Here is a 20,254-nt window from a genome sequence, read left to right on the forward strand (position 1 = left end):
AAAGTCACGTTGACGAAGCTTGCGCTTCATTCATTGTTTGTATCCGAAGATACGTTTTTTGCCTCATCGTTCAGTTTTCAAAGTTCGTCGTGTCGTGTTAGCGACTTTAATAAGATATCATGGAATAACTTAACCGTCAATCCTTTTTCTTATTTTTTTAATTTGCTTTCGTCGTTCAGAGCGTGTCGCCCTGTCGACATGTATTAATATACTATCTCAAAATAGTAACGTCAACAGATTTTAATAAAAAACTTTTAATTATTTTTTTCTTCTATATATAGTATTTTCGATTCGCGATAAAAAACATATGAACCAATCGTTTAAACGACTGGTTCATATGTTACGAGTTCCACGCCCGTACCTTTTGTTTGACGATAAGAGATGCGAATTAACCCTTTACGCATAAAGAAATCGACTAAACTACCTAAATCAACCTTCAGTTCCTGCAATCGTTCATTTTCCATTAGTTCATACATCGTCCACGGGATTGTTCTTTCACGCATCACTTCAAATAAATACTTTCCACCGGATAATACTTTCGATTGAAGTAGATGTTCCAGACCAATCAAAGCTAAATGGATTCGCAATTCAAGTGTTTCTTCACTTAATAGTAATTGCTGGTATAACTTGTACACTTCCGGATCATCCATGCGAGCTTGTTCCCAGACGACAATTTCAGGATGTGCTCCTTTTTCAAGAACGGAAAGCCGTGCTAAATGATGTAAAGCATGATGCACGTGCGTGTAAGCATCATAGTAGTTACCGCGACTAAAGAGATTACGCCCGTCTTGAAAACGACGTAGTAGTTTCGCAAAAGACAGTGACATTTGCAGGCAACGTTCTGCTTCCGGGAAATTCAACAGCCTTTTTTTCATATCAGTTAAATAATCATTGCGTTCAAAAATAATTGTTCCTTCGGATATCCAATGGACAGCTCGCCGATTCGCGTTCAGTACAATCCATCGTGACAGTACATCTTCATGGACGACATGAAGTGACACCTTGAGTGTATCTAGGCGGTAGTGTTTGATTGTCCATTCAATAGAGGAGTCCCGTGTAACAACTAGTAACAGTATATCAAATTGGTCCGTCAATGAATCCTTCGGTTGCTGTTTTTCAACAGCGATGATCCCTTGCGTTTCTTGATAGGCAGCATATTCGGAATAAATTGTTCTTGTGACTTGTTCCATTCAATTCTCACCCTTCTTCACTCATACTCATCCGTTACCATTTTCGACAAAAATTCATTGTTTCCTTCTTCAGGACATAAGCTACAATATGCTAGACTGTCGTTAGGGGGAATTCAATTGAAAAAACAACGCAAGAATAAAATAAACCGCGCCCGTAACTTGGCGATGTTCCTCGTTTTTGGTGGAATGCTCGTTATGTATGGCGGTCTTCTATTAAAACAATTTGAAATCATCATGGTTATTTTAATGCTACTCGGTTTTGTCATGGTCTTAGCGAGTACTGCCTTATATTTCTTGATTGGTTTAACTTCAACGAAAGCAGCCGTCGTCACTTGTCCGAACTGTGGAAAAGAAACAAAAGTCCTCGGTCGCGTCGATTTATGTATGCATTGCGATGAGCCACTCACGATGGACCAAGAACTTGAAGGAAAAGAATTCGATGAAAAATACAATAAACACAATAAACGAGCTCCCCGTTAAAGGAAGCTCGTTTTTATTGTACGTTTGATTGGCATTCAGGACACGTCCCGTATACTTCGAGACGATGACGATCTACTTTAAATCCAGTCAAATGTGCAGCGACCGTCTCGACATCATCGAGAACCGGATAATTGAAGTCGACGATTTTACCGCACCCTTCACATATCATATGATAATGACGTGTCGTAACGAAATCGAATCGGCTCGAAGCGTCTCCATAGTTCATCTCTTCAACGATTCCTTTTTCACGGAAAACACGTAAATTATTATAAACTGTCGCCACACTCATATTTGGAAAACGATGTTCGAGCGCACGATAGATATCATCTGCCGTCGGATGCGTATGTCCTGTCGTCAAGTATTCCAAGATTGCGTGACGTTGTGGTGTCATGCGAACGCCCGAGTCCCGTAAAGATCGTACTGCGTCATCTAGCATTTCGTTAGCCACGTCCATCCCCTCATTTCTATCTTTCATTGATTATTAGATTGTAATCTTTATAATTAGTCTACCTACATTATTCCCGTCCGTCAACGGCTCTGCTTCTGATTTGACGTCCGTGATACAATCATATCGTGATATTTTTCACGAATCAACGATTGGAGGAATCATCCATGTCAACCCATTCTACACGCCCGACATCCGAGGCGTTATACGACGTTGCCCAAAAATGTATCGTCGGAGGTGTCAACAGTCCATCCCGCTCTTTTAAGGCCGTCGGAGGAGGCGCCCCCGTTTATATGGAACGTGGAGAAGGTGCTTACTTTTACGATGTCGATGGCAATCGTTATATCGATTACTTAGCCGCTTACGGTCCAATCATCACCGGGCACGGGCATCCACATATTACGGAAGCGATTACGCATGCGGCGCAAAATGGTCTCCTATATGGTACGCCTCACCGTCTAGAAATCGACTTCGCACATAAGCTTCAACAAGCGATTCCGTCTTTAGAAAAAGTTCGCTTTACGAATTCAGGAACCGAGGCGGTCATGACGACGATACGAGTCGCGCGTGCCTACACGGGTCGTGAACTCGTCGTGAAATTCAGCGGCTGTTACCACGGACATTCTGATTTAATGTTGATTGCAGCAGGAAGTGGTCCAGCAACACTCGGTTCACCGGACTCTGCCGGTGTAACGAAAGCAACAGCGAAAGAAGTCTTGACGACACCGTTCAATGATGTTGAAGCCTATCGTCAAATCATGGCTGAATGGGGCGATCAAGTTGCCTGTGTCCTCGTCGAACCGATCGTTGGGAACTTCGGGATTGTCGAACCGCATCCTGGATTCCTCGAAGCCATCAATGAGATTACTCATGAGCACGGCGCACTCGTCATCTACGATGAAGTCATCACGGCGTTCCGCTTCACATACGGCAGTACTCAAGAACTATTGAATATCCGTCCTGATATGACGGCACTCGGCAAGATCATCGGTGGTGGTCTTCCGATCGGTGCATACGGTGGTCGTAAAGACATCATGGAACACGTTGCTCCGCTCGGTCCTGCTTATCAAGCTGGAACGATGGCTGGAAATCCGGCATCGATGGCAGCAGGTATCGCTTGCCTAGAGTTACTTGAACAGCCTGGTGTCTACGAAGAATTCGAACGTCTCGGTGCGAAGCTCGAACAAGGGATTCTCGAGGCTGCTGCTACTCATGACGTCACGATTACAATCAATCGTCTAAAAGGAGCTTTGACGGTCTACTTCACGGATGAGACGGTCACTGACTACCTCGGTGCGGAGCGCGCAAATAGCGAGATGTTCGGTCGTTTCTTCAAATTGATGCTCGAGCAAGGCATTAATCTTGCCCCTTCAAAATATGAGGCGTGGTTCTTGACGACGGCTCACACGGACGCAGACATCGATGAGACGATTGCTGCCGTCAACCGTGCGTTCGCACAATTGTAAGCTGTTCATTCTTTATACAAAAAGGCTATTCCGAAAAAAACGGAATAGCCTTTTTTCATTCGACGAGCTCGAGGTTCTGAATCGCGTACAGTTCAAAATATGCGCCACGTTTACGCATCAACTCTTCATGACGACCGAGTTCCGTGATTTGACCATTTTCAATCACGACAATCTTATCGGCATCCGTAATCGTCGACAGACGGTGGGCGACAGTAAACGTCGTCCGTCCTTTCGCGAGACGCGCAAGCGAATCTTGAATCATCGATTCACTTTCTAGATCTAGCGCACTTGTTGCTTCATCCAGAATGAGAATCGGTGGGTTCTTCAAGAAGACACGGGCAATCGCCAAGCGTTGCTTTTGTCCCCCTGACAGTTTAACGCCTCGTTCTCCGACCGCCGTCTTGTACCCTTGCGGCAGCCGTTCAATGAACTCGTGTGCATTCGCCGCCTTCGCAGCAGCAATTACTTCTTCATCCGTCGCTTCCGGGTTCCCCATCTTGATGTTCATTTCGACCGATTCACTAAAGAGAATCGATTCTTGCATGACCATTCCGATTTGGTCGCGTAAGCCACGCAATTTCAAGTTTCGGATGTCGACACCGTCAAGCGTAATCCGTCCAGACGAAACATCATAAAAACGAGGAATCAGACTGACGAGCGTCGATTTCCCGCCTCCCGACATTCCGACGAAGGCGATTCGTTCCCCCGCCTGGACGTCGAGCGTCAACCGGTTGATCGCAAGTTCGCCATCTTCTTCATACGAGAAGCTGATGTCTTCGAACTGGACGTTTCCTTTAACAGCGACCGGATCTTTCGCATGTGCTTTTTCCGTAATATCATACGGTTCGTCTAAAAATTCAAACATCCGGTCCATCGAAGCAATCGATTGTGTCAACGTAGTGGACGAGTTGACGAGGCGACCGAGCGGTGCATACAGACGGTCGATGTAGCCGATGAAAGCGACCATCGTCCCGATTGTTACTTGTCCGTTCAAGACGAAAAAGGCAGCCGTACCAAAAATCAAAATCGGTGCAAAGTCGGTAATCGTCGAAACGACGACGTAGGTCCGTGCATTCCAGTTCGTCTGACGAAGTGCCGCTTTTAAGAAACCATCATTTTGACCTTTGAACGCTTTGTTTTCATGTGGTTCAAGGGCGAAACTGCGGATAACTGCCATTCCGTTGACCCGCTCCGTCAAATGTCCTTGGAGTTCCGCAAGTGCTGCTGAGCGATCGCGCGTCAAACTGCGGAGCCGCCCATAAAAGAACTTCACGGCAAAGGCATAAAACGGCAATGGGATGATTGCGACGAGCGTCAATTTCGGATTGATCGTCCACATGATGGCAATTGCGATAAAAATCGTAATCATATCGAGCCATAAGTTCATCAAACCCGTTACAACAAAATCTTTTGTTTGTTCGACATCGTTGATGATTCGGGAGATGACTTCCCCGGTTTTCGTATTTGAATAAAACCGAAGTGATAATTTCTGAACATGATCAAACAAATTATTCCGTACGTCGAACAAAATTTTCGACGCCGACCACTGTGCTAAATACTGACGGACGAATTCAAGTGGTGGTTTGACGACGAGGAAGACGAAGAAGCCCGCTCCAATCAAATACGCCAGTTCCTTACTCCGCTCTGCAAGCGGTACCGTATTATCGGTCAGGAGGTTATCGATGATGTACTTATACAGTAACGGTAATCCTAACGGAATCGAAAACTTGATGATCCCGACGAACACCGTCAAAAAGATTTGTTTTTTGTACGGCTTGACGAACTGCATGTAGCGACGAATCGAACCTGGCGCCTTATTTTTCTGTTGTTGAGTTTCCTTACCCATGATGATTCACTTCCTTCAATTAAAAAAAGACGATGGCGAACCATCATCTCCGATATCTTGTTTCATATTCACGATACCACGTTTCAACGAATGCCGGATTGAACGGACCTTTCCGACTTCGAATCCACTGGATTAAAATCTGGACGTTGTCCTTCAGGATACGATCAATCGCTTTCGGATAATTCATTTCCCGGCGATGTTTCTCGTACTCATCCTCATCCAAAATCATATACGACATGTCCGGATACACCTTAATGTCTAAATCATAATCAATGTACTTGACTGCTCGATCCTTTTCATCAAACGTCGAAGGTGACCCTAGGTTACAGTAATAGTAGATTCCATCCTCTCGAATCATACAGATTACGTTAAACCAGAGTTCTGTCGAAAAATAACAAATCGCGGGTTCGCGTGTCCGCCACTGACGACCATCCGATTCACTGACCATGATTCGATCATTGAATCCAATCAATTCTTCTTCCGTCGATTTAAGCACGAGCGTTTCTTCCCAAACTCTGTGTAAGCTGCCATTATGTTTGAAACTTTGAATCTCAATCTTGCTACCTTCTTTTGGGAATCGACTCATGTGCTACTCCTTTCTGAAGCTTTTTTATTCAATTTTTCTATACTCTCGTGCTTATTATACCCATTTTCAGAACACATGAAAAACGAAAGGGTACTTTTTCAGAAAAATGACTGTGATTTATTAACTAAAGTAGTCTAAAATCGCGCGTTTCCGTTGAGCGAACATCGGTTTGAGAATCAGTAGATCGACAATCATTTTCGGAAAATAAGATTTATAGAGTAATTCATCAATCATGTAGACCCCGTCCGGACGCTGTTCGACACGGTGGAGATGACACCAAGCAGTGAACGGGAACGGGACCTTGACTCCTACATCAACGAAAGCATGTTGACCGACAATCGGAATCAGTGACTCCCACTCGACGAAAATGGGCGGAAGACCGACTTTAAGCTGAATCGTGTTTCCGGCGATTGTCCGCGTATCACCAATCGTTTTCACTTTCGGGAAAACCGTCATTCCCGTTAATGCTTTCGCATCGCCTAAAAACGTCCAAGCCTGCTCTAACGTCGCTGTTACTTTCGTTTCCGTACGAAATGTATTCATGTAGTCTCCTCCTTTAATAGACGATCGATTTTCATTTGTGCGACTGATATCGGCTGCTTGACGTACGTTGCTTCATCCATCAGTACCGTTCCTTCAGGTTGCGTCGCGACACGGTAAATACTGACTTCCCAAATCCGGTGTGAAAAGATATGTTTAATCTTCCCGACATACGTTCCGGGTACGGTTTCCGTCGATTCGACTAACGGATATTGCCACATACCCGCGAGCAGTCCCGTATCCGGTCGCTGTTCGACTGCAACTTTCCCTGCTTCTTCGTAGACGAGAGCGTCGTATTGAATCGTCTGCGTTTTTCCTTTTTTCGTTTTGACCGGTAACTCACCTTGGGCATTTCGCTCGTACGCAAAACAGACGTCATTGACGGGACATAACCCACACATCGGAGACTTCGGTGTACAGACGATTGCCCCGAGCTCCATCAACCCTTGGTTGAAGCTCGACGGATCAAGCGGATCAAGCAGTTCATGGACCGCTGCCTCGAACAGTTTCCGTGTTTTCGGTGCGGCGATGTCTTCATAAATCCCAAGCACCCGCGATAAGACGCGCATGACATTTCCATCGACTGCCGGTTCCGCCTGACCGTAAGCAATTGACAGGACTGCTCCCGTCGTATACGGTCCGACACCACGTAAGCTTTCAAAAATTTCTTTTTCATCAGGAACAATTCCGCCATATTTTTCAACAACTTCTTGAACGGCGATTTGAAGATTCTTAACACGGGAATAGTATCCTAAGCCTTCCCAGTATTTTAAGACTTCGCTTTGCTCTGCCGCCGCTAAATCGTGCGGCGTCGGAAAACGGTCCGTGAAGCGATTATAATAAGGGATGACGGTATCGACACGCGTCTGTTGTAACATGATTTCACTAATCCAGATGTGGTAAGGATTTTTAGTTTCTCGCCATGGTAACTGGCGTTGTTCACGTAAAAACCATGCGACCAATTCGGTTGTGAACGTTCGTTTGTTAAAGTTTATGAAATATTCTTGAACGGGGATCAAATGTCTACCTCTTTTCTACAAAAATACGTTATAGTGAATGAAAATTACCCGGAACGCTTACACTTGTTTGTTTATCCGTACCATTACTACTTTTAGAGGAGCGAATTCGCATTGGATACTGGTACACATATCGGAATGGGACTTTGTCTCGCCGCCATCGCAACACTTGAACCGGATGTCGCAGCAAGCGCAACACTCTTTGCTGCCGTCACGACCACTGCCTTAGTCGGATCGCACGCCCCCGACTTTGACACGGTTTTTAAATTTAAAGGGAACGGTGCTTACTTGACGCAACACCGTGGAAAATCCCATGGATTGATTGCCCTACTCGCTTGGCCGTTACTCTTATCAATCGTCATCGGTACCTTATTCGGCGTACCACCTACTTCATTATGGCTGATGGCGCAGATCGCTGTCGCCCTTCATGTCTTCGTCGATCTGTTTAACGCCTATGGTACACAAGCTCTGCACCCCTTCAAACAGACCTGGATTGGTTGGGGTGTCATCAATACGTTTGATCCGTATTTATTTACGATGTATTACGGCGCTTTCGGGATCTGGGTCCTGACACGCGCGACCATCGTTATTTTCCCGATTTTAATCGTCATCGTCGCGATTTATTACGCCGTGCAGTTTAAACTCCGAAATGATGCCCTGGCGACGGCAGCCCGTTACTATGGCGGGGCCCACAAGTTATTCATCTCACCCGGAATGAAGTGGGACGAGTGGCACGTCGCAGCACGACTACGCGACGACTATTCCGTCGTCAAAATCAACTCTGGTGTCGTCGTCGAATGCGGAAACTTTCGCATCAAAGAGGAACCGCATGGGGATGTACTCTATGAAGTCGTCAAACAAAATGAGGACTTGAAAGCTTTCCTCGCCTTCTCAAAAATCCACACGTATACGGTATCCCGAAAAGACGGCATCGTCGAATATCGTTTCACGAACTTACGGTATTTCACAAAAGATGTCTACCCATTCGTTGCCGTCGTCCGAATCGACGAGGCGTCTCAACAAATCGTCAGTTCTTATACGGGTTGGGTCTTCAGTGAACGGACACTGCAAAAGAAATTGATTATCCCTGCTTTATAAACAAAGACTCCGTGTCAGTGGTCAACCGACCAAGACAGGGAGTCTTTTTCTGTTCATTTACTGGATGTCGCGTCCGAGCATCAAGTGCTTAAACTTTTCATTCGATGTATTGAAGCGGTGCAACATCGCGCCATGTTGTTTGATTTGTTGCTCGACGAATCGTACGGCGACAGCCTCACCTTGGTATTTTTCGCCTGCCCGGGCAAGCGTCGCCTCGAAATCTTCCCAAAGGACTTCGACCCATGTCAATGCCTCGATTGGCGTTAATACCGGATTGACGGCTTGTAATTCTCCTGCTAGTTGTTCTAGTGCCGCTGTGCGGTTTTCTTCCATCATACACCCTCCTCAGAATGAATCAGCGCAAGCGGAATCGCGACTTCGTTGACGGTTCCTTCAAAATGCCCCCAACCCATGACGCCGTTGACGAAATGTAATTCGAATGCCGCCTCTTCCCCTTCGACTTGATAAAGTTGTCCGGTTTCGAACTGACTTGCATCGACGAGATAACTTTGTGCCATCGCGATTTTCCGAATGACGACTTCGACTTCACTCATGTTCCCATGCTGCTCCGCTTTTCTTTTTTGCTCGTTTAGTTTCGTGACGAGCATTTCTAATTCGTATTTCGATAATTGACTCATCCGTGTTTCCATCAAAAAACTCCCCCTCTTCGTCATTAGTATATACGAAAAGGAGGAGTCATATCATGGTGTTAGCTCGATTTCAGCTCAAGATTCCGTTTGCTTTGAAGGGCGTACATCTTCGCGTAAATCCCTTTTTCCGACAAGAGCACGTCATGTGTACCACGCTCCATGATTTGACCGTGATCGAGGACGATGATTTCATCGGCATCTTTAATCGTCGACAACCGGTGCGCGATGATGAAGGTCGTCCGTCCTTTCGTCAACGTCAGCAAGGCTTCTTGAATCATCGCTTCCGTCTCGGAATCGACACTTGCCGTCGCTTCGTCAAGAACGAGAATCGCGGGATCAAAGGCAAGCGCACGGGCAAAACTGATTAATTGCCGTTCCCCCGCAGACAAGGTCGCACCTTTTTCGATGACCGGCTCGTCTAAGCCATGCGGAAGTCGATCGATGAAGCGGTCTGCTCCGACGGCAACGATTGCCTGGCGGACACGCTCTTCCGAAATCGATGGATTATCCAGTGTAATGTTCGAACGAATCGTTCCTGTAAACAAGAACGGATCTTGTAAGACGATTCCCATGTGGTCACGGACCGCTTGTTTCGGTAACGTCGTAACATCTTGTCCGTCAATCAGGAGATGACCGGACGAAGGATCATAAAAACGCATCAACAGGTTCATGATTGAGCTTTTCCCACTCCCCGTATGCCCGACGAGGGCGATGGTCGCACCAGGACGTGCCTCAATCTCGATTTGACGTAAAACCGGATACCCCTCTTCATAGCTGAATCCGACGTCTTTAAACTCGACGCGCCCTGCGAAACGGGGAATCCGACCTTGTTCGACCGGTTCACCTTTTTCGTCGAGCAACTGGAACATCCGGTCGGCCGAGACGAGTGCTTGTTGGAGCGGTGACAGTTGATTCATGATTTGTGTGACCGGTTCGAACAGACGCGACACGTAATCAATGTAGGCATAGAGAATTCCGAGTGATAAAAATGTCCCGTTCGTTAAACTTTGACCGGCAACGACCCAAATCAATAAGGCGAGCGTCAAGTTTTTTAAGAAATACGATAAGTTGTGTGACATCAATGCATCGAGCCGTAACAGTTTCGCACGGGTCTGATAGTTCTCTTCATTTTTCTGTTCGAATTCAGCGAGCACTTCTGCTTCACGGGCGTACGACTGAATGATTGGCATCGTCTGGATGTTTTCATTCAATTGTCCGTTCATATCCGCGACGAGTGCCCGGACTTTAAAGTTGTTTTCCGTCGCAAACTTTTGGAACAGTTGAATCCAAAAATAGACGATCGGGATAATGGCTAAGGAAACGAGACCCAGCCGGACATCCAGGAAGAACATCGCGACGAGAATCCCTGCTATCGTGATGATGCCTGAGAACACACGCGCCAGGACACCGAGGTAGAGATCCCGGATCGTCTCCGTATCGTTCGTGACACGACTGACGATTTTACCAATCGGTGTCTGATCGAAGTAACGGACCGGCAAGTGTTGCAGATGTGAAAAGACATCAAGCCGCATCCGTTTAACGATTTTATGCGCTGAGCGTTGCAATAAGATTTGTTGGACCCAGTTCAGGCCCGCTGCGATCAACAGCAAAATGATATAAAAGAGCGATAACCAACCAATCGCCTTTAAGTCCGAGGCATAAAAATCATAGACTTGTCCTTGCGTGAGCTTTTCGACACCGGCGTACCGAAACGTTTCCTCTCCTCGCGTGACAGTTAACGTGTCCCCCGCGACTTGACGTTCGCCACCACTGACGACTTGTTCCGGAACGAAATAATACCCCGCCTTCGACTGGACGATCGAGATCGGACCGATGACCGCCGACTTCGGAACGTCTTGCGACTTCGCAAAACGTCGTCCGTCATAACCGACCGTCCCCCCCGATTCGACTTCCACCCAGTCTTTTTCGATTGCGACGATGTGTTCGTCGATGATGATTTTTGCGATATACGGTCCTGTCAGTTCAGCTCCGACCGCTAAAACGAGCAAGAAAAGCCCGAGAAAGATTGCGCGTTTCTCATGCATCGCATAGCGGACGAGTGAACGAATCGTCGTTTTCCGTCTGACGGGATCGAGTAAATAATTTTCTTGTTCAGTCAATTTCAGCACCTCCTGCCTTACGTTTCTTCACTTTGTCGTTCGAATTGTTCTGCATACCAGCCACGTCGTTCCATCAGCTGTTCATGCGTTCCCCGCTCACTGATCACGCCGTCTTGTAAGACGAGAATTTCATCCGCATGCGCGACGGCAGACAACCGGTGCGCAACGATCAATGTCGTTGACTGATGACGGTTCGTCCGGATCGCGTCGATGATTTGTGATTCCGTTTTCGCATCAACGGCTGACAACGAGTCGTCGAGCAACAGCAACTCCGGTTTCTTCAACATCGCCCGGGCAATCGACAAGCGTTGTTTCTGTCCACCGGAAAGCGTGACTCCCCGTTCTCCGACCATCGTTTGTAACCCTTGGTCAAGCGTCTCGACATCCGTCGTAAAGGCCGCTAAACGAATCGCTTCTTGCAACTCAGCTTCTGTTGCCTCACCCGCCCCGAACAAAATGTTATCGCGTACGGATTTTGAGAAGAGTAGATGCTCTTGCGAGACATAGCCCGTCCACCCGCGGACGGTCTCCAGTGCGACGTCTTCATAGGGGGTTCCATTTACTTTCAACATGTCTCGTCCAATCGGATACTCCCGTAAAAATTGGCGTAAGAGCGTTGTTTTCCCAGATCCAGTCGGACCGACGATTCCAATCGTCTGTCCGTGTTTGATCGTCAAATCAATCCCGTGTAACGACGGATGATTCATCTCTGGATACGTAAACGTCAAGTTAGCCAGAGTAATCATTTCCGGTCGCACAACTTCGACTTTCGGTGTCGATGTGATCAGCGGTTTGACACGCATCGTCGCTTCTAAGCGATCGAGACTCGCCGTCCCGCGCTGGATGACGTTGATGAGCTCACCGAAGGCATACATCGGCCAAATCAACATCCCGAGGTAAATATTGAAAGCGACGAGCTGACCGAGCGTAATATCGTTCGTAAAGACAAGGTACGTCCCGAACGATAGACCAATTAAATAGCTGACACCGACCAATAACTTGATGATCGGTTCGAATAAGACGTCAATTTTTGCGACATGCATGTTTTTTTCGAAGACATCCGTCGTCGTGTCATCGAATTTTTTGACATCAATCTCTTCTTGGACGAACGAGCGGATGACACGAAGTCCGGAAATCGATTCGACGACCTGGTCATTCATCGTTCCAAACGCATCTTGGGCGACGATGAAGCGGCCGTGAATTTGACTTCCGAGCTTGTTCATCGCATACGCGAGGAGCGGCATCGGAAGGAGTGCCGCGAGCGTCAGTTTCCAATCAATCGCGACCCCCATCACGACGAGGGTAATCGCCGTCATATTCAACGAATCGACAAGCGTCAACACACCGAATCCGGCTGTTCGTTCGACCGCTTTTAAGTCATTCGTCGCAAGCGCCATCAAATCTCCTGTTCGGTTCTTTTGATAAAATGTCGGCGTCAATTTCAGTAAATGTGTAAAGAATCGGCTTCGTAATGTCCGTTCGAGTAAAAATGCCGTCCCGAACAATTTCGCGAGCCATAGATACGTCAAAATAAACGAAGCGATCGAAATTACGAGCAGTCCGACGACATATTGAATCAGTGTCGTCCGGTCCATCGACCCGGACCGTAACCCGTCAATCACTTTTCCAATCAGCCACGGCGGCGTTAAATCAATAAAACCCGTGATAATTAAGAGTACGACGGCAATCAGATAAGATGTTTTGTGTTCTTTTAGAAACCAACTGAGTTGGCGAAATAATCGCACGATGGTTCCCCCCTTTGTGTCATGTTATGGTGTTCCTTTTTTCCGAACGCACAAAAAAGGCATACTGATTTCCGGAAGCAGTCCGAGAATCAATATGCCTTGAAAAGACGATATGAATCAAAAATATGGTCTGCGCGCTCGGGGAACGGATTCCCTGTCAATCGCACACTAAAATGAGTGTTTATACGAGTTCGAGAGTCTCCGCCATATTCAACTGTCCAATAGTAGATGCGATAACAAGTTGCTTTTTCATGTGACGGTTCCTCCTTTTCTTAATCTGAGCGTAGAATAGCACAATTGTCGGACAATTGTCAATTTTCCATCTTGCTATTTAGGAGAATGAGTTTTCAATTTTTTCAAAAGGAAAGACGCTTGTTAGATTCCTTCTTCTTCTTGCTTGACCTGTTCGATGACTGTTGCCACGATTGCATATGGGAACCCTTTTCGAACGAGTGCTTGTTTCGTTTTTTGTTCTCGGGCAAATGGCTCCAGTTTATGATATTTCGGATAATATTTACGCGCTTGATAGAGCGCCGCCTCTTCTTCCGCGTCGACTTCGACTTCCTCAAAGACGATTTGAAACCCTTGTTGCGTCACTTCTGACGAAAAACCACGTTGCATCAGAGTTTGTTGCAGTTTCTGTTTCAATTCCCGGACCGAACGCCGCGCTAATTCCTTTTGTTTTTGGCGCAAGAACTTGACGACCTTCTCAAGCTCTTCTTCTTCCGTAAACTGTCGTAACGCTTCATCGATAAACTCTTTTTTTACCTTCAATGCTGCTAAATCACGCCGGATTCGTCCCGGACCTTGGGGAGTCGTCGCTTTTTTCGTCGCCGTATAGGCAAGGGCAAACTGCTGGTCATCGATATACTTTTGTTCCGTCAGGCGCTGAATCGCATGTTTGATTGCGTGTTCCGGCGTTTCCTTTTCGATCAAATGCGTTTCGACTTCGCTCGTCGCCCGCATCCGGTAAGACAAATGGTTCAACGACAACCGGTAAGCTTTTTGTTCTTCTTCCGCCGTCAACACTTCCTTGACGAAGTCGTCATCGATTTCCTTATCACGCTCAAGGTTATATTTAATTAAGATGTCAACATCGACGGCAAACGCATACTCTTCTTTTCCGTCCCGTTCGATATAGATATTAAACCGTTCATTATTTTTCTTTTGGGTTGAAATCCGTTTAATCTTCAAGGGGGTATCCTCCTATATGAAACTGAATACTTAACGATAACATGCTTCCTCATGTTTGAGTGAAACTGACAAACGGGAACATATGTACAAGATTGTTGAAAGGGATGATACAGATGAAGATTGCGATTACAGGTGGGACAGGAATGATTGGGCAGGCGCTCTCGAAACGATTGATTGCGGAGGGGCATCATGTCTATATTTTGACCCGGTCCGTACAAGACAACACAGAACACACTACTTACGTTGAGTGGTTGACGTCGTCCGCCGCTCCAGAACAGCAGCTTGAAGGTATCGATGCCTTTATCCACCTGGCTGGCGCTTCCATCAATGATGGTCGCTGGACGGAAGAACGGAAACAAACGATTCTGCAAAGCCGGATCGATTCGACGAAAGAGTTAGTCCGCATCAACCAGGCATTAACAACGAAACCGGCTGTCGTCCTCTCCGCTTCCGCTGTCGGCATCTATGGACAGGACCGGCACCAGACATTCACGGAGGAACAGCCACTCCCGCCGACAAGTGACTTCCTCAGTCAAGTCTGCGTCAAGTGGGAAGCGTTAGCCCAACCAATCGCTGACCTCGGGATTCGGCTCGTCCATCCGCGGATCGGTGTCGTCCTTAGTAAAGAAGGCGGAGCCTATCCATTGATGCGCCTCCCCTACAAGCTTTTCGGCGGCGGGACGATGGGCGACGGAAAGCAATGGGTCTCTTGGGTTCATATCGACGACCTCGTTGAATTATTCATCTTTGCCCTTAAAACAAATCAACTCACTGGTCCGCTTAACATTACGGCACCGCATCCGGAAACGATGCGTCAGTTCGGAAAAACAATCGGAAAAACGTTACAGCGCCCCCACTGGTTACCGGCTCCGCGCTTTGCTCTCGAACTCGCACTCGGTGAAAAAAGCGTCATCGTCCTCGAAGGAGCACGCGTCATTCCGAAAAAAGCACTCGAAAATGGGTTCAAGTTTCGGTATGCTGAATTAAAGGATGCACTAAGCAACTTAGAGCAGACAAACTAATACAGGGGCTGACGAAACGTTGAACGTATTAATACGCAATGCACACATTTTCCCGATCACAGCAGATAGTTTTTATGGTGATATTCGCATCAAGGATGGCAAAATCCACGAAATCCACGAGTTACTTGACGTTCAAGACAACGAACGTGTCATCGAAGCCGAAGGACGCTTTTTATTGCCGGGCTTCATCGACGCCCATACCCATCTCGGACTTTATGACGAAGGAACGGGAACGGTCGGAAATGACGCCAACGAAACGATTTTCGCAATGACACCGCACCTGCGTGCGATTGACGGCGTCTATCCGCTGGACGAAGGATTCAAGGAAGCGATTGAACATGGTGTCACGACCGTCCAAGTCATGCCGGGCAGCATGAACATCATCGGTGGTGTGACGAGTGTCATCAAAACGCACGGACGCTTTATCGACGATATGATTTTACGGAAATATGCCGGTCTGAAGATTGCGCTTGGTGAAAACCCGAAACGTGTCCACAGTGCCGGACGTGCAGGAGAATTGACGCGGATGGGCATCATGGGCATGCTCCGTGAAGCGTTCCTCGAAGTGAAGATGCAACGGACGGCAGATACGTTCGCTCACCGAATGATTGAACGCGTCCTGAATAAAGAGATGCCACTTCGCGTCCATGCACACCGGGCGGATGATATCCTGTCTGCCATCCGCTTCGCTGAAGAATTTAATCTCGATGTCCGGATCGAACACTGCACGGAAGGTCATCTCGTCGCAAAAGAATTACAACAATTGCCGATTGAACACGTCACCGTCGGACCGACCTTCACCCGCAAATCAAAAATCGAGCTTAAAAATAAGACATGGGAGACGTATCGCGTTCTCCACGAACATGGTCTCGAAGTCTCGATCACGACCGATCATCCGTACACGCCTGTTCAGTACTTGAACTTGTGCGCAGGACTCGCCGCTCGTGAAGGCTTACCCGTCGACATTGCCCTCCGCGCCATCACGATCAATCCAGCTCGTTCGCTTGGCGTATCGGATCATGTCGGATCGATTGAAGTCGGAAAAGATGCTGACTTAGTGTTATGGAGCCATTTCCCACTTGATTATTTAGCAAAACCGCTCATGACGATGATTGACGGAAACGTCATTTTTGAACACACGCATTTAACCTCGATGTCTTAAAAAATCAGCCTTTGATTTTAACGCTAAAACGTTGAAAATCAAAGGCTTTTTTCTTTGTGAAAAACAGTCATTTTCATTTGCAAAATTTGTCTTGTTTTTGTATGTTTTTTCACAAAAATTATTTACTTGCATTTTTAAAAAAAGAAGGTAATATTATCTTATCCGACAACTGAAGAAGGCATACCATGCGCGGTTCAAACGAGTCAGACAGGTAGCTTTCGACAATCATTCTAGCGGTCTTAAGAAGGAGGAATGGAAGTATGCTCAAGCAACGGGAGCTGAGCGACTGCGCTGATTTGTTCGAACTGATGCAGCATCAAGACGTATATCCGTACGTCCGCCAAAAAACACGGTACTTTGATGAATTTCTGTTTACTACAAAGCAGGCAATCGAAGAGGAAGAACGTGGTGAACTTGTCTCACGTACAATCCTGGATGAATTCGATCAACCAATCGGTACAATCAGTTTACTCGATATCGAAGGACATTATGGTTTTCTCGGTACATGGTTAGGTAAACCGTATCATGGAAAAGGCTATAACAACCTTGCAAAAGAAGCATTCTTTTCCGAGCTGTTTTTCGAACTCGGTTTCGAGAGTGTCTTTATGAAGATACGCCAGACGAATATCCGTTCACAAAAAGCAGCTGAAAAATTGCCTTATGCCTTTTGTGCGGATGAACTCCGTCCAACGTTACTCGAACAATTGAATACAGGCGAGACCCAGTTCACGCTGTATGAAGTATCAAAGTCGAGTTTCCACATGTATATTCATGGTCGTGAGCTCGAAACGGTCTACGAACAACAACTCGAAGCATGAGTGGCATCGCCCACTCGTGCTTTTTTTGTCGTACTTTTGATGCGGCGTGAAACGCTCAAATGGTATGATTAAAAAAAACTCACCGGTCAACTGGGTTCAAATCCCGTTTCCCGGATGAATGAGGAGCGATTTGAATGGCAGAACAGTTTAAAATACTCGTCGTCGATGATGAAGCACAGATGCGCGATTTACTCGTATCAAACCTTGAAAAAGAAGCTTACGTCACGACAACTGCGACGAATGGACAAGAAGCAATCGATAAAATTCAACAGGATACCTTCCATCTCATTTTACTTGATGTGATGATGCCTGAAATGGATGGACTGACGGCATGCATGCGGATTCGCGAATTTTCAAATGTCCCGATCATCATGTTGACGGCACGTTCGGACGAACTCGACCGGATTCATGGTTTAAAAATCGGTGCCGATGACTACATCACGAAACCTTTTAGTCCACGGGAACTCCTTGCGCGAATCGAAGCGACGCTCCGCCGGTCGCACCGTTTCGCTGTCGATCAATCGGCGTCGTTATCGATCGGCAAACTCGAACTCGATACAGAAAGCCGAAGCGTCCACGTCAGCGGTAAACCAGTCAGCCTGACACGAAAAGAATTCGACTTGTTGCACTTGTTCGTCCAACATAACGACAAAGTTTTTTCTCGCGAACAACTGCTCGACCAGATTTGGGGAGCCGATTATATCGGAAACTTACGGACGGTCGATACGCATATCAAAACACTTCGCCTGAAACTCGGAGAAGCTGGGGGCGCCATTCAAACGGTCTGGGGCATCGGCTATAAATTCGAGGAAGTATGATTAAACGCTACACGATCCGAAAGCGGATTTGGATCACAATTTGGTTCACGAGCGTCTTTTCGGCGATTCTCTTCCTGTTACTCACGTTTTATCTGTACGACCGGTTTTATCTCCAGACACAAGAAGACATCTTGCTGAACCGCGGTGAAAAATTGATTAACATCTATGAATCGGAAGGCCTGTCCGGTGCTTTTTATGACGGAATGACCTATACGAACGAGCTGACGGAATCAAAAGTCTTTTTCATCGATTTCTTACAAAAGAATCCGGGCGGACTGCGTTTCCTGACGAACGAAGATATCGAACAGCTCCGAAACGGCCAAACGGTCGTCTCGAGCCGGACCCATCCGATTGAAGGCACTGATATTTTGATGACGGGATTTCCAATCATCGAAAACAACCGGTTAGTCGGGACGTTGATCCTCTACCTTGAACTGGGACAGATCAGTGAACCGTTCCGCCCTCTGCGGCTGATGATTTTCTTCATGATCGGCTTAATCGTCCTCAACCTCGTCATCTTCGGTCGACAAATCATCGATACGATCATTCGTCCATTGATTGACATGAAACGGGCCTCGACGGTCTATGCCCAAGGTGATTTTGATTACCGGATTCCGATTCAATCGGATGATGAAATCGGGGAGCTTGCCGAAACATTGAACAAAATGGCAGAATCACTTGGCGAAGTCGACGAACAGCGAAAAGAGTTCCTCGCGAATGTCAGCCACGAACTCCGGACACCCTTGTCCTATATCCGTGGTTATACGGAAATGATGCAAGATGAACATTTAGACACGAAGACACGCGATCAGTATTACCAAATCATCGAACGGGAGACGGAACGTCTGCAGCGTCTCGTCAACGATTTACTCGACCTCGCGCAACTTGAACGGGACTCGTATCCAATGACGAAACAACCGCTCGTTTTCAGCCAGGTTCTCGAAGATGTCGTCTACCGGATGGCACCGATCGCGCAAGCAAAAGGCATTCAACTCGTGACAGACTTTGATCCGAGTCAAATCGTCCTCGGTGACAATGACCGGTTGGAACAAGTCATCGGAAACCTGATTGACAATGCCCTTCGGTACACACCGTCTGACCGTTCGATTTACTTGACGACGAAAACGGATGGCAATTTGACCATCTGTACGATCCGTGATGAAGGAGAAGGAATTCCCCCTGAACATTTAGAGCGTTTGACGAAACGTTTTTATCGTGTCGACAAATCGCGGACACGTAAAGATGGCGGGACCGGTCTTGGCCTCGCGATCACGAAGCACATCATCGATCGCCACGATGGAACGCTTGCCTTTACGTCATCAATCGGACAAGGAACGACCGTCACAATCACGCTTCCCCTCTTACCGGATGAAGACGATGGATTTGCATAACAAAAAAAGTCATCCGTTTTCACGATTGTTTTTCAGAAGTGTTTGCTTAAAAGGAGTGTTTCTTCATCGAAACGAGATTAATTGATTTACTTCAGGGTGCGGACCATTTCGCGGTTCTGATCAGCTTGCTCGTCAGCTTCATCGTCAGTATTTTTGGTTTCTTACCGAGTGCTTTCGTCACCGCTGCAAACGTGCTTTACTTCGGTTACTGGGAAGGGTTTTTGTTATCCTTCCTAGGTGAGGCCTTTGGTGCACTCATCGCTTTTTACTTGTACCGGTTCGGTGTCCGTCGTCTTACACCAAAGATTGACTCGGTCCGCGTTCAAAAGTGGACCGACCGGCTCGCTGAAACGAACGGACGTGATGCGTTTTGGCTGATCGTTTTACTACGCGTCTTGCCGTTCATTCCGTCTGGCCTCGTCACGTTACTGAGTGCGGCTAGTCGTGTCTCTCCGCTCGTTTTTTTCATCGCAAGTACTCTTGGAAAGATTCCTGCTCTATTTATCGAGGTCGCGAGCGTCAGCTGGTTCATCGGAAGCGATGCGGTAATCCAGTGGATTGTCGTCGGTGTCGTCATCGTTCTGTATGCGGCTCACCACGTCTACAAACAGTATCAATCCAAACAAAAAACGCCGTCTTCTTGATTTACTTCAAGAAGGCGGCGTTC

20 protein-coding genes are annotated in these 20,254 nt (G+C 47.0%); 9 read left to right on the plus strand and 11 right to left on the minus strand.

The annotated features are described in order from the left end of the window. Positions 1-320 precede the first annotated feature (320 nt). The gene (locus KNQ02_RS11075; protein ID WP_029332786.1) at positions 321-1,190 is read right to left on the minus strand and encodes a nucleotidyltransferase-like protein; all 870 of its coding nucleotides are present in this window, start codon (positions 1,188-1,190) and stop codon (positions 321-323) included. Positions 1,191-1,307: 117 nt separating this feature from the next. Here KNQ02_RS11075 and KNQ02_RS11080 point away from each other — a divergent pair, with 117 nt between their 5' ends. Further along, complete coding sequence (locus KNQ02_RS11080; RefSeq protein ID WP_029332785.1) at positions 1,308-1,670, plus strand: DUF2614 family zinc ribbon-containing protein; 363 nt, start codon at positions 1,308-1,310, stop codon at positions 1,668-1,670. Between the two features lie 13 nt (positions 1,671-1,683). On the opposite strand, the gene perR is transcribed toward KNQ02_RS11080, so the two are convergent. After that, positions 1,684-2,106 (minus strand): peroxide-responsive transcriptional repressor PerR, encoded by a 423-nt coding sequence (perR, locus tag KNQ02_RS11085; RefSeq protein ID WP_369834779.1) that lies wholly within the window; start codon positions 2,104-2,106, stop codon positions 1,684-1,686. A gap of 176 nt (positions 2,107-2,282) precedes the next feature. Here perR and KNQ02_RS11090 point away from each other — a divergent pair, with 176 nt between their 5' ends. Next, the gene (locus KNQ02_RS11090; protein WP_214766610.1) at positions 2,283-3,581 is read left to right on the plus strand and encodes a glutamate-1-semialdehyde 2,1-aminomutase; all 1,299 of its coding nucleotides are present in this window, start codon (positions 2,283-2,285) and stop codon (positions 3,579-3,581) included. Between the two features lie 55 nt (positions 3,582-3,636). On the opposite strand, the gene KNQ02_RS11095 is transcribed toward KNQ02_RS11090, so the two are convergent. The 4 genes from KNQ02_RS11095 to mutY form a co-directional block, all read right to left on the minus strand. Continuing rightward, positions 3,637-5,427: an ABC transporter ATP-binding protein gene (locus tag KNQ02_RS11095; protein WP_214766612.1), complete on the minus strand. Its 1,791-nt coding sequence runs from the start codon at positions 5,425-5,427 to the stop codon at positions 3,637-3,639. Between the two features lie 43 nt (positions 5,428-5,470). Next, entirely contained in the window at positions 5,471-6,013 is a 543-nt protein-coding gene (ntdP, locus tag KNQ02_RS11100) for a nucleoside tri-diphosphate phosphatase (RefSeq protein ID WP_029332781.1), read from the minus strand. Between the two features lie 120 nt (positions 6,014-6,133). Next, positions 6,134-6,556 carry an SRPBCC family protein gene (locus tag KNQ02_RS11105; RefSeq protein ID WP_214808540.1) on the minus strand — a complete coding sequence of 141 codons (423 nt, stop codon included), beginning with the start codon at positions 6,554-6,556 and terminating at the stop codon, positions 6,134-6,136. Continuing rightward, a complete protein-coding gene (gene mutY / locus KNQ02_RS11110; RefSeq protein WP_214808543.1) occupies positions 6,553-7,572 on the minus strand; it encodes an A/G-specific adenine glycosylase in 1,020 nt (339 codons plus the stop codon). Before mutY ends, KNQ02_RS11105 begins: the two co-directional genes overlap by 4 nt. Positions 7,573-7,683: 111 nt before the next feature. On the opposite strand from mutY, the gene KNQ02_RS11115 reads away from it, so the two are divergent. Then, positions 7,684-8,667 (plus strand): metal-dependent hydrolase, encoded by a 984-nt coding sequence (locus KNQ02_RS11115; RefSeq protein ID WP_088836430.1) that lies wholly within the window; start codon positions 7,684-7,686, stop codon positions 8,665-8,667. A 57-nt stretch (positions 8,668-8,724) separates the two neighbouring features. Here KNQ02_RS11115 and KNQ02_RS11120 read toward each other — a convergent pair whose 3' ends face one another. From KNQ02_RS11120 to KNQ02_RS11140, 5 genes are all read right to left on the minus strand, one after another. Beyond that, positions 8,725-9,000, minus strand: a complete 276-nt coding sequence (locus KNQ02_RS11120; protein ID WP_214808547.1) for a YfhJ family protein — start codon at positions 8,998-9,000, stop codon at positions 8,725-8,727. Further along, positions 9,000-9,317, minus strand: coding sequence for a DUF1811 family protein (locus KNQ02_RS11125; RefSeq protein ID WP_214808550.1), 318 nt, complete (start codon positions 9,315-9,317; stop codon positions 9,000-9,002). Before KNQ02_RS11125 ends, KNQ02_RS11120 begins: the two co-directional genes overlap by 1 nt. 59 nt (positions 9,318-9,376) lie before the next feature. Further along, positions 9,377-11,437, minus strand: coding sequence for an ABC transporter ATP-binding protein (locus tag KNQ02_RS11130; protein WP_214808552.1), 2,061 nt, complete (start codon positions 11,435-11,437; stop codon positions 9,377-9,379). 17 nt (positions 11,438-11,454) lie between these two features. Next, positions 11,455-13,182, minus strand: a complete 1,728-nt coding sequence (locus KNQ02_RS11135) for an ABC transporter ATP-binding protein (protein WP_088836427.1) — start codon at positions 13,180-13,182, stop codon at positions 11,455-11,457. 375 nt (positions 13,183-13,557) lie between these two features. Beyond that, a complete protein-coding gene (locus tag KNQ02_RS11140; RefSeq protein WP_214766622.1) occupies positions 13,558-14,376 on the minus strand; it encodes a RecX family transcriptional regulator in 819 nt (272 codons plus the stop codon). A 113-nt stretch (positions 14,377-14,489) separates the two neighbouring features. On the opposite strand from KNQ02_RS11140, the gene KNQ02_RS11145 reads away from it, so the two are divergent. From KNQ02_RS11145 to KNQ02_RS11170, 6 genes are all read left to right on the plus strand, one after another. Further along, on the plus strand, positions 14,490-15,398 hold the full coding sequence (locus KNQ02_RS11145; RefSeq protein WP_088836425.1) for a TIGR01777 family oxidoreductase: 909 nt from the start codon (positions 14,490-14,492) through the stop codon (positions 15,396-15,398). Between the two features lie 19 nt (positions 15,399-15,417). Beyond that, positions 15,418-16,560 carry an amidohydrolase gene (locus KNQ02_RS11150; RefSeq protein WP_088836424.1) on the plus strand — a complete coding sequence of 381 codons (1,143 nt, stop codon included), beginning with the start codon at positions 15,418-15,420 and terminating at the stop codon, positions 16,558-16,560. A gap of 260 nt (positions 16,561-16,820) precedes the next feature. Further along, entirely contained in the window at positions 16,821-17,378 is a 558-nt protein-coding gene (locus KNQ02_RS11155) for a GNAT family N-acetyltransferase (protein WP_029332770.1), read from the plus strand. Between the two features lie 134 nt (positions 17,379-17,512). Beyond that, positions 17,513-18,196, plus strand: coding sequence for a response regulator transcription factor (locus KNQ02_RS11160; protein WP_029332769.1), 684 nt, complete (start codon positions 17,513-17,515; stop codon positions 18,194-18,196). Further along, positions 18,193-19,587 (plus strand): sensor histidine kinase, encoded by a 1,395-nt coding sequence (locus tag KNQ02_RS11165; RefSeq protein ID WP_088836423.1) that lies wholly within the window; start codon positions 18,193-18,195, stop codon positions 19,585-19,587. Before KNQ02_RS11160 ends, KNQ02_RS11165 begins: the two co-directional genes overlap by 4 nt. Positions 19,588-19,712: 125 nt before the next feature. Then, positions 19,713-20,231: a TVP38/TMEM64 family protein gene (locus KNQ02_RS11170; protein ID WP_251135077.1), complete on the plus strand. Its 519-nt coding sequence runs from the start codon at positions 19,713-19,715 to the stop codon at positions 20,229-20,231. Positions 20,232-20,254 lie beyond the last annotated feature (23 nt).

Source organism: Exiguobacterium sp. s102 (assembly GCF_018618635.1).
GTDB classification, from domain to species: domain Bacteria; phylum Bacillota; class Bacilli; order Exiguobacteriales; family Exiguobacteriaceae; genus Exiguobacterium_A; species Exiguobacterium_A oxidotolerans.

Coding starts and splice junctions, on each gene's coding strand:
- perR (WP_369834779.1), bottom strand. CDS start 2,106: ATGCTAGATGACGCAGTACGATCTTTACGGGACTCGGGCGTTCGCATG.
- ntdP (WP_029332781.1), bottom strand. CDS start 6,013: ATGAGTCGATTCCCAAAAGAAGGTAGCAAGATTGAGATTCAAAGTTTC.
- KNQ02_RS11125 (WP_214808550.1), bottom strand. CDS start 9,317: ATGGAAACACGGATGAGTCAATTATCGAAATACGAATTAGAAATGCTC.
- KNQ02_RS11105 (WP_214808540.1), bottom strand. CDS start 6,556: ATGAATACATTTCGTACGGAAACGAAAGTAACAGCGACGTTAGAGCAG.
- KNQ02_RS11075 (WP_029332786.1), bottom strand. CDS start 1,190: ATGGAACAAGTCACAAGAACAATTTATTCCGAATATGCTGCCTATCAA.
- KNQ02_RS11120 (WP_214808547.1), bottom strand. CDS start 9,000: ATGGAAGAAAACCGCACAGCGGCACTAGAACAACTAGCAGGAGAATTA.
- KNQ02_RS11165 (WP_088836423.1), top strand. CDS start 18,193: ATGATTAAACGCTACACGATCCGAAAGCGGATTTGGATCACAATTTGG.
- KNQ02_RS11145 (WP_088836425.1), top strand. CDS start 14,490: ATGAAGATTGCGATTACAGGTGGGACAGGAATGATTGGGCAGGCGCTC.
- KNQ02_RS11155 (WP_029332770.1), top strand. CDS start 16,821: ATGCTCAAGCAACGGGAGCTGAGCGACTGCGCTGATTTGTTCGAACTG.
- KNQ02_RS11095 (WP_214766612.1), bottom strand. CDS start 5,427: ATGGGTAAGGAAACTCAACAACAGAAAAATAAGGCGCCAGGTTCGATT.
- KNQ02_RS11090 (WP_214766610.1), top strand. CDS start 2,283: ATGTCAACCCATTCTACACGCCCGACATCCGAGGCGTTATACGACGTT.
- KNQ02_RS11160 (WP_029332769.1), top strand. CDS start 17,513: ATGGCAGAACAGTTTAAAATACTCGTCGTCGATGATGAAGCACAGATG.